The 14,992-nt window shown below is 75.7% G+C and carries 14 protein-coding genes; 7 read left to right on the plus strand and 7 right to left on the minus strand.

Features of this window, described 5'->3' with window-relative positions; all coding sequences use genetic code 11:
* Positions 1 to 133 precede the first annotated feature (133 nt).
* From yidD to C8D89_RS09750, 7 genes are all read left to right on the plus strand, one after another.
* Entirely contained in the window at positions 134 to 496 is a 363-nt protein-coding gene (yidD, locus tag C8D89_RS09720; RefSeq protein WP_116707929.1) for a membrane protein insertion efficiency factor YidD, read from the plus strand.
* Positions 490 to 1,746, plus strand: coding sequence for a membrane protein insertase YidC (yidC, locus tag C8D89_RS09725; RefSeq protein ID WP_116707930.1), 1,257 nt, complete (start codon positions 490 to 492; stop codon positions 1,744 to 1,746). The genes yidD and yidC overlap by 7 nt, the downstream gene beginning before the upstream one ends.
* 160 nt (positions 1,747 to 1,906) lie before the next feature.
* Positions 1,907 to 2,458 (plus strand): Jag family protein, encoded by a 552-nt coding sequence (locus C8D89_RS09730; protein WP_116707931.1) that lies wholly within the window; start codon positions 1,907 to 1,909, stop codon positions 2,456 to 2,458.
* 127 nt (positions 2,459 to 2,585) lie between these two features.
* Entirely contained in the window at positions 2,586 to 3,272 is a 687-nt protein-coding gene (rsmG, locus tag C8D89_RS09735) for a 16S rRNA (guanine(527)-N(7))-methyltransferase RsmG (RefSeq protein WP_116708168.1), read from the plus strand.
* A 181-nt stretch (positions 3,273 to 3,453) separates the two neighbouring features.
* Positions 3,454 to 4,341, plus strand: a complete 888-nt coding sequence (locus tag C8D89_RS09740; RefSeq protein ID WP_116708169.1) for a ParA family protein — start codon at positions 3,454 to 3,456, stop codon at positions 4,339 to 4,341.
* On the plus strand, positions 4,338 to 5,438 hold the full coding sequence (locus C8D89_RS09745) for a ParB/RepB/Spo0J family partition protein (RefSeq protein WP_116707932.1): 1,101 nt from the start codon (positions 4,338 to 4,340) through the stop codon (positions 5,436 to 5,438). The genes C8D89_RS09740 and C8D89_RS09745 overlap by 4 nt, the downstream gene beginning before the upstream one ends.
* A 189-nt stretch (positions 5,439 to 5,627) precedes the next feature.
* A complete protein-coding gene (locus C8D89_RS09750) occupies positions 5,628 to 6,308 on the plus strand; it encodes a GNAT family N-acetyltransferase (protein WP_116707933.1) in 681 nt (226 codons plus the stop codon).
* A 32-nt stretch (positions 6,309 to 6,340) separates the two neighbouring features.
* Here the strand turns inward: C8D89_RS09750 and C8D89_RS09755 are convergent, their stop codons facing one another.
* The 7 genes from C8D89_RS09755 to murJ form a co-directional block, all read right to left on the minus strand.
* Entirely contained in the window at positions 6,341 to 7,498 is a 1,158-nt protein-coding gene (locus C8D89_RS09755) for an N-acetylmuramoyl-L-alanine amidase (protein WP_116707934.1), read from the minus strand.
* A gap of 230 nt (positions 7,499 to 7,728) precedes the next feature.
* Positions 7,729 to 8,055: a thioredoxin gene (gene trxA, locus C8D89_RS09760; RefSeq protein ID WP_116707935.1), complete on the minus strand. Its 327-nt coding sequence runs from the start codon at positions 8,053 to 8,055 to the stop codon at positions 7,729 to 7,731.
* A gap of 49 nt (positions 8,056 to 8,104) precedes the next feature.
* Complete coding sequence (gene trxB, locus C8D89_RS09765) at positions 8,105 to 9,220, minus strand: thioredoxin-disulfide reductase (RefSeq protein ID WP_116707936.1); 1,116 nt, start codon at positions 9,218 to 9,220, stop codon at positions 8,105 to 8,107.
* 49 nt (positions 9,221 to 9,269) lie between these two features.
* Positions 9,270 to 9,980, minus strand: a complete 711-nt coding sequence (locus C8D89_RS09770) for a hypothetical protein (RefSeq protein WP_116707937.1) — start codon at positions 9,978 to 9,980, stop codon at positions 9,270 to 9,272.
* Positions 9,977 to 10,600: an RNA polymerase sigma factor SigM gene (gene sigM / locus C8D89_RS09775; RefSeq protein ID WP_116707938.1), complete on the minus strand. Its 624-nt coding sequence runs from the start codon at positions 10,598 to 10,600 to the stop codon at positions 9,977 to 9,979. Before sigM ends, C8D89_RS09770 begins: the two co-directional genes overlap by 4 nt.
* Positions 10,601 to 10,666: 66 nt before the next feature.
* The gene (locus C8D89_RS09780; protein ID WP_116707939.1) at positions 10,667 to 12,619 is read right to left on the minus strand and encodes a protein kinase family protein; all 1,953 of its coding nucleotides are present in this window, start codon (positions 12,617 to 12,619) and stop codon (positions 10,667 to 10,669) included.
* A 110-nt stretch (positions 12,620 to 12,729) separates the two neighbouring features.
* The gene (gene murJ, locus C8D89_RS09785; protein ID WP_243417984.1) at positions 12,730 to 14,568 is read right to left on the minus strand and encodes a murein biosynthesis integral membrane protein MurJ; all 1,839 of its coding nucleotides are present in this window, start codon (positions 14,566 to 14,568) and stop codon (positions 12,730 to 12,732) included.
* Positions 14,569 to 14,992 lie beyond the last annotated feature (424 nt).

The following is a 14,992-nucleotide window of genomic DNA, read 5'->3' on the forward strand; positions in this document are numbered from 1 at the left end:
TCCGGCCCCCGTCGACGGTCGCTTCCCGGAGCCGGGAGGGGCACCATGGCAGCGACGAGTGCGACCGGCGTCCGCCGGGCCGACGGTGCCCCCGGGGCACGCGGCCCGCGGCCCGAGGAGGAGGACGGCATCGGTGGAGCACCGAGCCCCGGTGCAGGACACGCCGACCGGTGACCGGTCGACCCGGCCATCGGTCGCGGTGCGCGCGCTGGTGGCCGTCCTGCGCTTCTACCAGCGCTGGCTCTCGCCGATGCTCCCGCCGTCGTGCCGCTTCCACCCCACCTGCAGCGCCTACGCCGTCGAGGCCCTGCGCACGCACGGGGTCGTGATCGGCACGGGCCTGACCCTGGTCAGGGTGGCCAAGTGCGCGCCCTGGCACCCTGGAGGCCTGGATCCGGTGCCGCCCCGCGGGCCCCGGACGTGGTGCGGGTGGCCCCGCCGCGCCGCCGACCCGGGGGACGACGTCCCCCACACCGAGGAGCGAGAGTCGTGCTGAACTTCATCTACTACCCCGTGTCGGCCATCATGTGGTTCTGGCACGAGGTGTTCGGCTTCCTCCTCGGGCCCGCGAACGGCTTCGCGTGGATGCTGTCGGTGATCTTCCTCGTCTTCACGCTCCGCGCGCTGCTGATCAAGCCGTTCATCAGCCAGGTCCGCTCGATGCGGAAGATGCAGGAGTTCCAGCCGCAGATCAAGAAGCTGCAGGAGAAGTACAAGAACGACCGGCAGAAGCTCGCCGAGGAGATGCAGAAGCTCCAGCGCGAGCACGGGGTGAACCCCCTCGGGGGCTGTCTGCCGCTGCTGGTGCAGCTGCCGGTGTTCATCGGCCTGTTCCACGTGCTGCGCGGCTTCCAGCCGAACTACCCGTACAACTACGTCTTCGACCGGGGCGACATCGAGTCGTTCCTGGCCGCCGACCTGTTCGGGGTACGGCTGTCGGAGGCGGTCGCCGGCGGGATGCCCGCCCCGGGGACCCTCTCGTTCACCTTCGGCGACTTCCAGGCCCACGTGCTCCCGGTGGCCCTGCCCCTGATGATCGCCGCGGCGGTGGCGACGCACTTCACCGCCCGCATCTCGCAGCAGCACCAGAGCCCGGCGGCCGCCGCGAACCCCCAGGCCGCGATCATGGGCAAGATCACCATGTGGCTGTTCCCGGCCGGTCTGCTCGTGTTCGGCGTGTTCTTCCCCGTCGCGATCCTCATCTACTTCCTGAGCCAGAACACCTGGACGCTCGGCCAGCAGTTCCTCATCTACCGCAAGATCGCCCGCGAGGAGGAGGAGAAGCGCGAGCAGGCTCGCGAGCAGCGCGACAACCTCGCCCCGCGTCCGGGCCAGAAGCCCCAGCGCCAGCGCCCGGCCGGTCCCGCCGGCACCGTTCCGGCGACCACCGGGACCGACGGCGAGGTCGACGGCGAGGTCGACGGCGAGGTCGACGCCGCCCCGGACGCGACGGCCCCCGCCGACGACCGGCCCGCGCCCGGCGCGGCCCCGAAGCCCGGCGCGAAGCCGTCGGCTCGTCGGTCCCCCGGCAAGGTCGGCCCGGCACGTTCCGGTGGCGCCCGCCAGGGCTCGGGCAACGCCGCGCCGGGCAAGGTCGCGCGCGCCGGCGGAAACGGGGCCGGCGGCGGCAAGGGCAAGGGCGGAGCCGCGTCGGGCAGCGGCAACGGCAGCGGCGGCTCCGGCGGCGGCAAGGGCGGACAGCTCGCCTCTTCGGGCCAGGGCAAGAGGCCGAAGAAGAAGAAGTAGCCCCACGGCGAGGGCGCGACGTCGCCGCCCCCGCCGTCCGTCCGGTCCCGTGCGCGAACTCCCGCGGCACGGATCGGACCACTCGACCCGCACGCCCGCGCGATGCCGGCGCGATGCGTGCCAGACAGGCCCCGGCAGGACCGGGCGGAAGGGAGACGGCGTGTCGGAGACGGTGGCGTCGCAGGACGAGGACCGGGCGGACGCGGTGGCGCCCGCGGAGGACGCCTCGAGGGCCGAGCGCAGCTCGGAGGACCAGCTGGTCCGCGAGGGCGACATCGCGGGCGACTACCTCGAGCGTCTGCTCGACATCCTCGACTTCGACGGGGACATCGACCTCGACGTCGAGGCGGGGCGGGCGGTCGTCAGCGTGGACGGGGGCAAGGACCTCGAGAAGCTCGTCGGCGCCCGCGGCGACGTCCTCGAGGCGCTCCAGGAGCTGACGCGTCTGGCGGTCCAGCAGGCGACCGGATCGCGGAACCGGCTCATGCTCGACATCGCGGGCTGGCGCTCCCAGCGGCGCTCCGAGCTCACCGATCTCGGGCGCCAGGCGGCCCAGGAGGCCAAGGACACGGGGCACAGCCAGCGGATGCGGTTCATGACCCCGTTCGAGCGCAAGATCGTGCACGACGCCGTCGCGTCGGTCGGCGGCGTCCGCAGCGAGAGCGAGGGCGAGGAGCCCCGCCGTCGCGTCGTGGTCCACCCGGCGGGCTGAGCACCGTGCCCGGGGGTCCAGCTCGACTCCGCTCCGTGTCCCGGCCGCACGTTCCACGTGGAACACAGCCGTGAGCACCGCCCGCGGCGGGCCGGCCGAGGGTGGTGACGTCACGGACAGGCCGGCGGTGCCCGAGACACCGCCGGCGGCCGCCGAGGTGTTCGGCGACCAGCTCCCGGTGGCCGAGCGCTACGTCGAGCTCCTCGCCGGGCCCGGCCACGACCAGGGCGTGATCGGTCCCCGCGAGCTGCCGCGCCTCTGGGAGCGCCACGTGCTCAACAGCGCGGCGGTCGGCGAGGTGCTGCCGGTGGGTGCCACTGTGGTCGACATCGGCTCGGGGGCGGGGCTCCCCGGCGTGCCGCTCGCGCTCGCGCGGCCGGACCTCGCCATCACGTTGCTCGAGCCGATGGCGCGGCGCGTCGCGTGGCTCGAGCGGGTGGTGGACGAGCTGGGCCTCGGGGTCACCGTCGTCCGGGGCCGGGCCGAGGAGCGCGAGACGCGGCGGCGGTGCGGCGAGAGCGACGTGGTCACCGCCCGGGCCGTCGCCCCGATGGGGCGGCTCGCGACCTGGTCGCTCCCCCTCGTCCGGCCGGGTGGGACCCTGGCCGCGATGAAGGGCGCGAGCGCCGCGAGCGAGGTCGAGCGCGACCTCAAGGAGATCCGCGCCGCCGGCGGCGAGGACTGCCGGGTGGTGCGGTGCGGCGTGGGAGACGCGGCCACGACGGTCGTGCTGGTAAGCCGGAGCGAGCGGCGTGGGACGTCCCCCGGTTCCGGGCGCCGCGCCCGCGGCAGGAAGGATCGAGCCCGTGACTGAGCGATCGACGTCCACCCCGGCGGGTCGAGCCGTCGCCGAGCGCCCGGTTCCACGTGAAACTCCTCGCGGGGACCGCCCGTCCGCGGAGAAGGTGCGCGAGGCGGTGAGCGACGCGGCCGCCAGTGCCGGCGCCGGGGTGCTCGGCGCCGGGGAGGTGCTGTACCCGGGCGCCGACGAGGGCATGACGCCGATCGCCGAGGAGGCGGCACGCGCCGCGCGCGTCCTGCACCCCGAGGACCACCGGCTGCCGCGGCCGACCGAGCGCCGCATCATCACCGTCGCCAACCAGAAGGGCGGCGTCGGCAAGACGACGAGCGCGGTCAACCTGGCCGCCGCCCTGTCGCTGCACGGGTCGCGCGTGCTCGTGGTCGACCTCGACCCGCAGGGCAACGCGAGCACCGCGCTCGGCGTCGACCACCGCAGCGGCACGCCCTCGATCTACGAGGTGCTGCTCGGGGAGATGACGATCGACGAGGCCGCCGCCGTGTGCGAGCGCTCGTCGGACCTGCTGTGCGTGCCGGCGACGATCGACCTGGCGGGCTCGGAGATCGAGCTCGTCTCGATGCTCAACCGGGAGTCGCGGCTCAAGAACGCGTTGACGACGGAGGCGCTCGACCGCCTCGACGTCGACTACGTCATCATCGACTGCCCGCCGTCGCTCGGGCTGCTCACGCTGAACGCGATGGTCGCGGCGCCCGAGGTGCTGATCCCGATCCAGTGCGAGTACTACGCGCTGGAGGGGCTCTCCCAGCTGCTCAACAACATCGCGTTGGTGCAGTCGCACCTCAACCCGCAGCTGCACGTCTCCACGATCCTGCTGACGATGTACGACGGGCGCACGAAGCTCGCCGACCAGGTGACCACCGAGGTGCGCAACCACTTCGGCGAGATCGTGCTGCGCACCGTCATCCCGCGCAGCGTCAAGGTCTCCGAGGCACCCGGCTTCGGGCAGACGGTGCTGACCTACGACCCGGGCTCGCGCGGAGCGATGAGCTACCTGGACGCGGCCCGCGAGGTCGCCGCCCGCACCGTCGTGCGGCGCCAGCCGGAGGGTGAGGGAGCGCGATGACGGAGCGGACCGAGCGTCGGGGCGGGCTGGGCCGGGGGCTCGCGGCCCTGATCCCCACCGGTCCCCCGGAGACCGAGCCCGCGCCGTCGCCGTCAAGCCACGGCCTGGGCGCGCGGGCGGCGGACGTCGTCATCGGCGCGCGGCGGGGCGAGGACCCCGTGTCGTCCGCGTCGTCCGCGGCGACCGCGGAGGGCGGGGACGAGACGCCGGCGTCGCCCGAGGTGACCGGGAGCGAGGTCGCCGGCGCGGTCTACCGCGAGGTACGCCTCGACGGCATCCGACCGAACCCGCGGCAGCCGCGGCAGGTGTTCGACGAGGAGGCTCTCGCCGAGCTCGAACACTCGATCCGCGAGTTCGGGCTCCTGCAGCCGATCGTGGTCCGCGAGCTCGGCGAGCCCGAGCCGTCACCGGACGGCGGGCCGTCGCTCACCCACGAGCTCGTGATGGGCGAGCGTCGCTGGCGGGCCGCCCAGCGGGTGGGGCTCGAACACATCCCGGCGATCGTGCGGCGCACGCCGGACGACACGTTGCTGCGCGACGCGCTGCTCGAGAACATCCACCGGGTCCAGCTGAACCCGCTGGAGGAGGCCGCGGCCTACCAGCAACTGCTCACCGAGTTCGACGTGACGCACGAGCAGCTCGCCGACCGGATCGGCCGCAGCCGGCCCGCGATCACCAACACGATCCGTCTGCTGCGTCTCCCCGTCGCCGTCCAGCGGCGGGTCGCGGCCGGGGTGCTGTCCGCCGGCCACGCGCGCGCGTTGCTCGGGCTCGACGACCCGGGCGCGCAGGAGGAGCTGGCCGCGCGCATCGTGGCCGAGGGGCTGTCCGTGCGGGCGGCCGAGGAGGCCGTGACGCTCGCCCGCGGCGGGACCCCCGGCGGGGGCAAGCGGGCGCCCGCGCGGCGGCCGATGCACGCGCCGGGACTCCAGGACCTCGCGGAACGGCTGTCGGACACGTTCGACACCCGCGTCAAGGTCGAGCTGGGCCAGCGCAAGGGCCGGATCGTCGTCGAGTTCGGCTCGGTGGACGATCTGGAGCGCATCGCGCGCCTGATGGGCCGGGACCCGTCCTCGGGCCCGTCACCCCAGGAGTGATCGCCGGGGCGCCCAGCGTCGATCTGGGGGCGCCCTGAGATCGACGCTGACGCGTGGGCGGTGGTAGGGAGCGGGCTCGTCGGTGACGCCGAGCACGCGGTTCGTCCGGCCGGGGGACCCCGTGGCCGGGACGTCGATGAGCGGGGACCGTATCCTCGCGCCGGAGATTCGTCGGGGAAGGCGGGACGCGTGACGCGGAGCTGTGTCGGGGTCACCCTCGACAACATCGAGGAGCTGCCCAAGCAGTGTCGCCGCTGCGTCTACTGGGAGATCCCGCCGCACCTCGCCGACCAGGCCGAGGAGTTCGGCACCGTCGAGCTGGAGAAGGAGGCGTGGGTCAGCGGGGTGCTGCTGGAGTGGGGCTCGTGCGGGCGCATCGCCCACGTCGACGGCGTCCCCGCCGGGTTCGCGTTCTACGCGCCGCCGTCCGTGGTGCCGCGGGCTGCCGCGTTCCCCACCGCCCCGGTCTCCCCCGACGCGGTCCTCCTCTGCGGCCTGCACGTGCTGCCCGACTTCGCGGGCGAGGGCCTCGGGCGACTGCTGGTCCAGGACGTCGTGCGGGACCTGACCCGGCGCGGGGTGAAGGCCGTCGAGTCGTTCGCCGACGACGGCGAGCGCCCGCGCTTCGAGGGCCACGGCCGCACCGAGCTGGGCACGCCGACGTGCGTGCTGCCCGCCGCGTTCCTGCGCGCCGTCGGCTTCAAGACGGTGGCGCCGCACCCGCGCTGGCCGCGGATGCGCTACGAGCTGCGCACCGGCTTCAACTGGAAGGAGGACGTCGAGGCGGCCATCGCCCAGCTGCTGGGAACGGTGACCATCTCGACGGCCCCGGCCGCGCCGGCGCCCGCCCGGGTGACGTCCCGGTCCTGAGGGGCGGGTCCCGGGGACGAGGCCCCGCCGGGCTAGACGCCGGCGGGGCGGTTGTTCTCCCGCTGCAGGACCTCGGCCCACGTGAAGGTGCCGGTGGGCTTGTCGTCCTGACCGAGCAGGTACAGCCGCTTGACCGCGACGAGGATGCCCTCGGCCACGACGTCGCGGAAGCCGGGGTCGAGCAGGGCGGCGCGGTCGCGGTCGTTGGTGAGGTAGCCGATCTCGACGCGCACGGCCGGCATCCGGGTCAGCCGCAGCAGCTCCCACGGGCGCCCGTGGACACCGCAGTCGAGCATGCGGGTGCGGGCCAGCAGCTCGCGGTGGATGAAGCCCGCGAGGGCCTCGCCGACCGTCGAGGTGGCGCCGTTGCCGGTGCCGAAGTGGAACGCCGCCAGGCCGTTCGCCGCCGGGCTCGAGTTGGCGTCGACGTGCAGCGAGAGCACGACGTCGGCGCCCGCGGAGTTGGCGAAGCCGGCGCGCTCCGCGTCGGTGGGGCAGTCGTGGGGGCCGTGGGAGAGCAGCGCCTCCATGCCCGCTGCGGCCATCCGCCCCTCGAGGCGCCGGGCCACGTCGGCGACCAGCCCGGCCTCGGTGACCGCATCGGGCCCGCTGCCGACGAAGACGCCCCGGTCGGCGCCGCCGTGGCCGGGGTCGATGACGATGCGCTTGCCCGAGAGCCGCGGCCCGGCCCGGTGCAGCCGCTCCTGCTCGCGCAGCAGGCCGGGGCGACCACCGGTGACCTTGCGGCCGAGGTAACCGAGGTGGCGCAGGGTGCGGGGCCCGCACATGCCGTCGGGGCTCATGCCGTAGTCGCGCTGGAAGCTGCGCAGGGCCTGCTCGGTCTGGCGGCCGAAGACGCCGTCCGCGCGCCCGGAGTCGTACCCGAGCTCCAGCAGGCGCTCCTGCAGTGAGAACACGTCGTCGCCGGTCAGCGGGGACTGGGTGTTGAGCAGCAGCATCCGGTCGCCGAGGGACCAGCGCGCGTCACGCAGCGCCCGGTAGGTGGCGGGGCCGACGATGCCGTCGGTGATCAGACCGCGTTGCTGCTGGAAGACCCGGACCGCGTGCTCCAGCGCATCGTCGAACAGGGCGGGACCGGGACCGGCGGGCTCGAGGATGCCCATCTCCTCGAGGGCTGCGCGGACCTCGGCGACCGGCGGGCCGGCGTCACCGCGGCTCAGCAGCTGCATGCAGTTCGCTCCCGATCGTCCGCGCCCGGGTCCGGTCGCCCGGTGTGGTCGCGCCTCACTGGCACCTCATTGTGCCCTGCCGGGCACGTCACGCCGTGCAGCGGGGCGCCGCCGCGGGTCACGGTTCGGACGCGTCGACCGGACACGCGACGGCGCCGGGCGGCCACCGTGGAAGGGGGCCACCCGGCGCCGGGGGTCGGGTGCCGGGTCCGCGACGGACCCGGTCGATGTCAGTTGATGACGTCCGAGAGGTCGTCCAGCAGGGCCGACTTCGGCCGGGCACCGACGATCTGCTTGACCGGCTTGCCGCCCTGGAAGACGAGCAGGGTGGGGATCGACATGACCTGGTAGTCGCGCGCGGTGGCGGGGTTCTGGTCGATGTCGAGCTTGGCCACCGTCAGCTTGTCGCCGTGCTCGGCGGCGATCTCCTCGAGGACGGGGGCGACCATCTTGCACGGGCCGCACCAGGTCGCCCAGAAGTCGACGACGACGGGCTTGTCGCTGCCCAGGACCTCGTCGGCGAAGGTGGCATCGGTGACGTTCACGGGCGCGCTCATCGGCGGCTCTCCTCGGTCGGGTTCAGGGGTCGGCTTCTCGGGCGGGGGTTCAGGACGGGGCGGGCACGGCGTCGCCGGCGGGCTCGGGCGATCCCTCGTCCACCGAGCCCCCGGCCGCCCGGCCGTCGCCGGCGACGGGGCCGCCGGCACGGGCGTGGATGGAGTCGAGCTCGTCCACCTCCGCGCCGTCGACGCCCGGGGTGGGCGGCGGCGCGGTGTCGCGGTGGGGCGCGGCGGGCTGCTCCGCGAGCCAGCGCTCGGCGTCGATGGACGCCTGGCACCCGCTGCCGGCGGCGGTGACGGCCTGCCGGTAGGTGTGGTCGACGAGGTCGCCGCAGGCGAAGACGCCCGGCACGTTGGTGCCGGTGCCGGGCAGGGCGACACGGACGTAGCCCTCGTCGTCCGTGTCGACCACGTCGCGCACCAGGGCGGAGCGGGGGTCGTGGCCGACGGCGACGAACATGCCGGTCACGGCCAGCGTCTCCTCCTCGCCGGTCACGGTGTTGCGCACGCGGACACCCTCGACGGTGGTGTCGCCGAGGACCTCCTCGACCACGGTGTCCGTCCGAATCGTGATCTTGGGATCCTGGCGGGCGCGCTCCAGCATGATCCCGGATGCCCGGAACTCGCTGCGCCGGTGCAGGATCGTCACCGACCGGGCGAAACGCGTGAGGAAGGTGGCCTCCTCCATCGCCGAGTCGCCGCCGCCGACCACGACGATGTCGTGGTCGCGGAAGAAGAAGCCGTCGCAGGTCGCGCAGGCGCTGACGCCGCGGCCGAGCAGCCGCTCCTCGCCGGGCACGCCGAGATACCGTGCCTGGGCGCCCATCGCGAGGATGATCGCGCGGGCGAAGTGGTCGGTGCCGTTGACGTGCACCGACTTGACGTCACCGCGGAGGTCGACCGACTCGACGTCCTCGGGGCGCAGCACCGCGCCGAAGCGCTCGGCCTGCCGGCGCATGCGGTCCATGAGCTCGGGGCCCTGGATCTCGTCCGCGAAACCCGGGTAGTTCTCGACGCCCGTGGTGGTCATCAGGGCGCCGCCGAACTGGCTGCCCTCGAAGACCAGCACGTCGAGCTGGGCCCGCGACGAGTACACCGCCGCGGTGTACCCGGCGGGACCCGAGCCCACGATGATCACGTCGTGGATGGTCTGGTCGCTCACGTCGGCCTCAACGCTCGTCACGCCCCCAGGATTCCCCGCGCGACGCCGCTCACCGGCCGACGAGCGTGTCGGACAGGGTGAGCGGCACACCCGCTGCGCAGTCCGGTCCCACCGCCAGCAGCCGGAACCGGGCGGCGATGCCCGTGGGCAGCACGAGCAGCACGCCCGGGCGCCCGTCGACGACCACCTGGCGGGCCCCTACGGGCCGCACCCCGGCGGGGACGCCGTGGGCGGCGAGGCAGCCCGCGAGCCGGTCCGGGTCGGCGAGCGGCCCGTAGTCGGAGCGTCCGAGGCCGGCGCGCAACGCCGCCGGCCCGTCGCCCCCGGCCAGCACCGGCATGTCCGAGGGTGTCGGTGCGGTCGGTGCGGTCGGTGCGGCCGACGGCGCCGGCGGGTCCGCGGTGCGCCCGGGGACGACGGCGGCGATCACGGCCGCCACGACCGCGGCCACCGCGGCGGCGGCGGCCAGCGCGGCGAGGACCCGGCCGCGGCGGCGACGTGGGGGCGGGGGTGTCGGGATCCCGGGGGCGCCCGGCGATGTGGTCCGCGACCGTTCCGCCGCCAGCGCACGGTCGATGTCGGCGAGGAGGCCAGGGGGCATCGGCGGGGTGCGGGCGGCGTGGGCGGCCAGGTCGGCCTGCGTGCGCGCCAGGGCCGTGGCCACCTCGGGGTCCTGCGGACCGGGCAGCACGGCGTCGGGACCGTCCGGACGGTCCGGCCGGCCGGGACCCGCCGCGGCGGCGTGCTCGTCGTCGCTCACGCTCCGCCTCCCCTCCGGTCGGTCGCGTCGGTCGTCTGTTGGACGTCGTCGGGGCCCGCGGCGTTCCGTGCCGGGCGGGGCCCGGGGGGTCGGAGGTGCCCGAGCAACCCGGCCAGGCGGGTGCGGGCGCGGGCGCAGCGGCTCTTGATCGTGCCCTCGCGCACCCCGAGCACCTCCGCGGTCTCCGTGATCGAGAACCCGTGCACGTCGACGAGCACCACGGCGAGGCGCTGGCCGTCCGGCAGCGCGGCGAGGGCGTCGGCGACCGCGAGCCGCGTGAGGTGGTCGTCGATGCCGTCGCGCGGCGTGGGCAGGTCGTGACCCGCCAGCGGCTCGGTGGCCCGGGCGCGGCGCCGGCGGATGCGGTCGAGGCAGGCGTTGACGACGATGCGGTGCAGCCACGTCGACACCTCGGACTCCCCGCGGTAGCGGGCGGCGGAGCGCAGCGCGGAGACGAACGTCTCCTGCACCGCGTCGGCGGCGTCCTCGCGGTGGTCGAGCATGCGGAAGGCCAGCGACCACAGGCGGTCGGCGTAGCGGCGCACCAGCTCATCGAACGCTCCCGGCACCCCGGCCACGTGCGCGGCGAGGAGCTCGCGGTCGCTGCGCGGGTCGGGCACGGCGGGGACGCTAGCCGTCGGCGCGGGCCCGCCGGTGCCGTTCGGGGGAGCTCGTCGCGACCGGCGTCAGGGCGCGCGCTCGACCGTCACCTCGGCGAGCTCGCTGACGTACTGGTCGTCGTCCTCCTGGCCGAGCTCGGTGATCCAGACGAGCAGGTTGCCGGTCGGTGGGGCGGGCTGCAACGGGATGCGCAGCTCGTCGCCCTCGACGGTGCCGGCGCCGAGCAGCTGGGTCTGGGCCAGCGGCACGTCGGCGGCGGGCGCGGACCGGATCTCGATCCGCGTCCCGGGGCTCGGCGAGCGCACCGTCACCGCGGCCACGCCCGCCGGCGCGGTGAAGGTCGACATCATCCCGATGCCGGGCTTGAGCGCCGGGAGCTGCTGGCGGTACTCCGAGGTCGACCACGTCGTCGACGGGTCGTTGTCGGCGGCCCGGTTGATCCGCGTCGGGTTGTCCGGCGTGCCGGCGGGGCTGTAGACGGCGACGCTCGAGAGCTGCACCGGGCCCGCGGCCACCGGGGCGGGCGCGGCCGGGGGCGGCGCGGGCGTCCCGGCCGGTGGCGGGGGCGCCGCGGTCTCGGTCGGGATGACCACGACCGGCGGCCCCGAGGACCCGCCGCCCGCCACCACGGAGACGATCTGGAAGGTCACGAAGCCGAGGATCGCGAGCGTCGCCGCGACGAGCACGGTCACGCCGATGCGCAGCTTGCGCCGCTCCGACGGGTCCGGCCCGGGTTCGGGCACGGCGTCGTCGTGCCACACCTCGGCCGGGTCGTCGGCGTCGATGGTCTGCCCGTCCTCGAGCACCGGCAGCAGCACGCCGTCGTCCTCGAGGCCCTCGCGCATCTGGCTCACGAGGCGGTGCACCGCGGCCGCGGTGCGGATGCCGCCGTCCTCGTCGAGCGTGCGGTCGACCAGCGCGGCGAGCTCGACCGGCAGGTCGGGCCGCAGCGAGCGCGCGGGGACGGGACCGCCACCCGGCGCGTGCGGCGCGAGCCGCAGGCCGGCCGGCGCCCGGCTGCCCTCGGGACCCGGCCAGCGCGCGGTCAGCAGCAGGTAGAGCAGGGCGCCGAGGCCGTGCACGTCGTCGGCGTTCGTGGCGTCGCCGCGGGGCATGGGGAACGCGAGGCGGGTCGTCGCGCGGGCGCTGACCCGGACCCGCTGCGGGTGCTCGAGCCCGAGCACCAGGCCCGAGCGGTGTGCCGCGGCCACGGCGTCGGCGAGAGGCTCGATGACCCGCAGTGCCGCGCTGGGACGCAACGGGCCGCCGGCCACGAGCTCGGCGAGGTCGCGCCCGGGCGTCCACTCGGCGACCGCCGCCCCGAGCACCCCGGCGGGCAGCGGGCTGCCCCCGGGCCGGACGACGTCGAGGATGCGGGCCGCGTGGGGGTGCTCGAAGTGCGCCGAGCGGGTGGCGCGCGACAGCGCCGCGGCGGCCCGCGCGTCGCCCTGCCACGAGCCGACGAGCAGGGTGATGCCGACGTCGCGCTCCAGCACCACGTCGCGTGCCTTCCACAGGACCGCCTCCGCGGCGTCGTCCCGACCCACCTGGGCGACGAGGCGGTAGCGCTCCCCCAGCAGCGTGCCGGGCATGAGCCGCCCCGCGGTGGGCAGCGGACCGGACCCGGGTCCGGTGGCCGGACGCCCCGGGCCGCGGGCGGGGCGGCGCGGAGGCGCCGGGAAGGGGCCCGACGGCGGCGCCGGCGGACCGCCGGGACCGGGGCCCTGGGACGCCGGACCCCGCGGCCCGCGACCCGCGCCGCCGGCGGTGCCCGGCGGGACGGGGGCGGCGGTGCCGGCGGTGGCGCCGTTGGTGGGGCCGTGGGTGGGGCTGGAGCCGTTGACGGGACCGGGCGGGTCGGCGGCACGGGACACGTGCACTGTCGGCCCGTCGACGCCGGCACCGGCGGCGCGTGGACCCCGCGCGGGCGACGGCGTGTCGCGCCCGGGCGTGTCGCGCTCGGGTGCCTCGCGGGCGGGGCCGGCGGACGTGCGCTCCCCGGACTGCTCGCCGGCCACGTCCTCACCTCCCCCTCGGACCCGTCAGAGACTACGGGACACGACCTGCGCTCCGGGGGACGCCGGGGCGCGGGTCCGGGTTGCCCGCGCGGCGGCGGGTCACGCGTCGATCAGGTCGTGCGGGCCGGTCCCCGCCCCAGCAGGCGGCGCAGGCGGGAGACGACGGGGTCGAGCTCGGGCACGCGCAGCAGCCGCATCGCCACGGCGACCACGGCGAGGAACACCGACGAGCCGACGACGAGCACGAGCCAGGACCGCAGCACCAGGGAGGCGCCCCCGTCGAGCAGCCGCTCGAGCAGGGTGACGGCCAGCAAGGCGACGAGGACGGCGACGACCGAGGCGAGGAGCGTGAGCACGAGGGTGCGCAGCACCCGCTTGGTGTCGAGATGTCCGAGCCGTACTCGCAGCCAGATGTTGCCCACGACGAGGCCGACGACGAACCCGAACGCGTTGACCCCGGCGAGTCCGAGGACCACCTGCTCGGGCGGCAACAGCACCGGGCACAGGTAGGCCATCGGGACCTTGAGCGCGGTGATCACGACCATGATCAGCGTTGGGGTCCGGGCGTCGTTCATCGCGTAGAACACGCGCATCTGCAGCATGACGACCGCCATCGGCACCAGCCCGAACGCCGAGGCGGCCATGGCGCCGCCGAGCGAGGCGGCGCCCTCCGGGCCGGAGCGCCCGATCGAGAACAGCGCGATGCCCAGCTGCGAGCCGAACACCGTCAGCAGGGCGCTCATCGGCAGCAGCGTCACCGTCGAGAGCCGCGAGCCCAGGGAGAGGTCGGCGACGACCTGGTCGGTGCGCCCGTTGGCGGCGGCGGCGCTCATCCGCGGCATCAGCGCGGTGAGCAGGGAGACCCCGAGGACGCCGTAGGGCACCTGGATGAGCAGCCACGCATAGCTGTAGATGGCGGGGCCGCCCTCGTCGGCGCCCGATGCGACGCGCAGGATCGCCGCGAGCCCGACCTGGCTGATCAGCACGTAGCCCACGACCCACGCCGCGAGGCCGCCGAACGCGGACAGGCGCCGGTCCCACCCGAAGCGCCACTTCCACCGGAACCCGACGCGGCGCATCGCGGGCAGCATCACGGCGGCCTGCACGACGATGCCGAGCGTGCTGCCGATGCCGAGCACGAGCAGCTGGGCGTCGGAGATGCCCACCTCGGGCGACGGCAGGAACGCGTAGATCCCGAGCGCGACGAGGGCCACGACGTTGTTGAGCACCGGGGCCCAGGCCGCGGGCCCGAAGTTGGCCCGCGAGTTGAGGATCGCCCCGAACAGCGCGCCCATCCCGTAGAAGAAGATCTGCGGCAGGAGCAGGTAGGCGAAGTCGGTCGCGAGCTCGAGGTCGGTGCCGGGGTCGAGGTAGGGCCGGATGAGCAGGGGCGCGGCCAGCACGGCGAGCGCGGTCGCGAGGGCCAGGCCGACGGCGGCGCCGGAGAGCAGCTTCTGGGCGAAGCCCTCGCCGTCGTCACCGTCCTCCTTGGCCGCCCGGACCAGCACGGGGATGACGACGCTGGTGAGCACCCCGCCGAGCAGGAGCTCGAAGATGATGTTCGGCAGGGTGTTCGCGACGTTGAACGCGCTGCCGACGAAGTTCAGGCCGACGATCGCGGTCAGCCCGAGCGTGCGCAGGAACCCGGTGAGCCGGCTGACGAGGGTGGCCACGGCCATCCCGCCCGACGCGCGGACGAGCGCCCCGTCGTCGCGGCCCTGCTCGTCGGCGGGCGTGCGCGGGGCGGGCACGGCGGGCGCGTCCTGCTCGAGCGGCGGCCGCGGGAGCAGGACCGTCTCCTCGGACGACCCCGCGTAGTTCCACGACGCGAGCGGGGCCGGGCGCGCCACGCGCACGGTGCGCTCGGAGCCCGTCGGCAGGACCTCCGTGCGGTGCGGGTCGGCGGGGCCCGTGCCCGAGGGGCTCGACGTGCCGTCGACGGCGTCCACGGCCTCCACCGCGGCGGTGGGGGCGGTGAGACCCGTGGTGGACGGCTCGGAGGCCGCGGCGCCGGGCGGAGAGCCGGGCGGGCGCGGCGGCGGGGGCCCGGCGCCGCGCGGCGCCGGGCGGGTCCGGTGGCCGGCGGGCGGGCCGCCGGAGGGGGGTGCTCCCGGTGCTCCCGGTGCCGCGGGTCCCGGGGCGCCCGGGGCGCCCGGAGCCGACGGGGAGCGGCCGGAGCCGGGGGGCCGGCTCGCGGGCGGACCCGGAGGGGGTCCGGGAGGTGGGCCGGGATGTCGGCCGGCGGGTGGCCCGGCGGGTCGGCCCGGCGGGGGTCCGGACGACGGTCCGGCCCCGGGCCCCGGACGGGCCCCGGGGACCGGCGGGGGCCGGGAGCCGGGTGGGGCACCCGGTGGCGGCCCGGGCGGCGGTGCG

Origin of the sequence: Actinomycetospora cinnamomea (assembly GCF_003096675.1) — a bacterium.
In the GTDB taxonomy this organism is placed as follows: Bacteria; Actinomycetota; Actinomycetes; order Mycobacteriales; family Pseudonocardiaceae; genus Actinomycetospora; species Actinomycetospora cinnamomea.

What these genes read in the sequence shown, in the direction of transcription:
- C8D89_RS09740 (WP_116708169.1), top strand. Translation starts at nt 3,454, where the DNA reads ATGACGCCGATCGCCGAGGAGGCGGCACGCGCCGCGCGCGTCCTGCAC.
- C8D89_RS09745 (WP_116707932.1), top strand. Translation starts at nt 4,338, where the DNA reads ATGACGGAGCGGACCGAGCGTCGGGGCGGGCTGGGCCGGGGGCTCGCG.
- C8D89_RS09755 (WP_116707934.1), bottom strand. Translation starts at nt 7,498, where the DNA reads ATGCAGCTGCTGAGCCGCGGTGACGCCGGCCCGCCGGTCGCCGAGGTC.
- trxA (WP_116707935.1), bottom strand. Translation starts at nt 8,055, where the DNA reads ATGAGCGCGCCCGTGAACGTCACCGATGCCACCTTCGCCGACGAGGTC.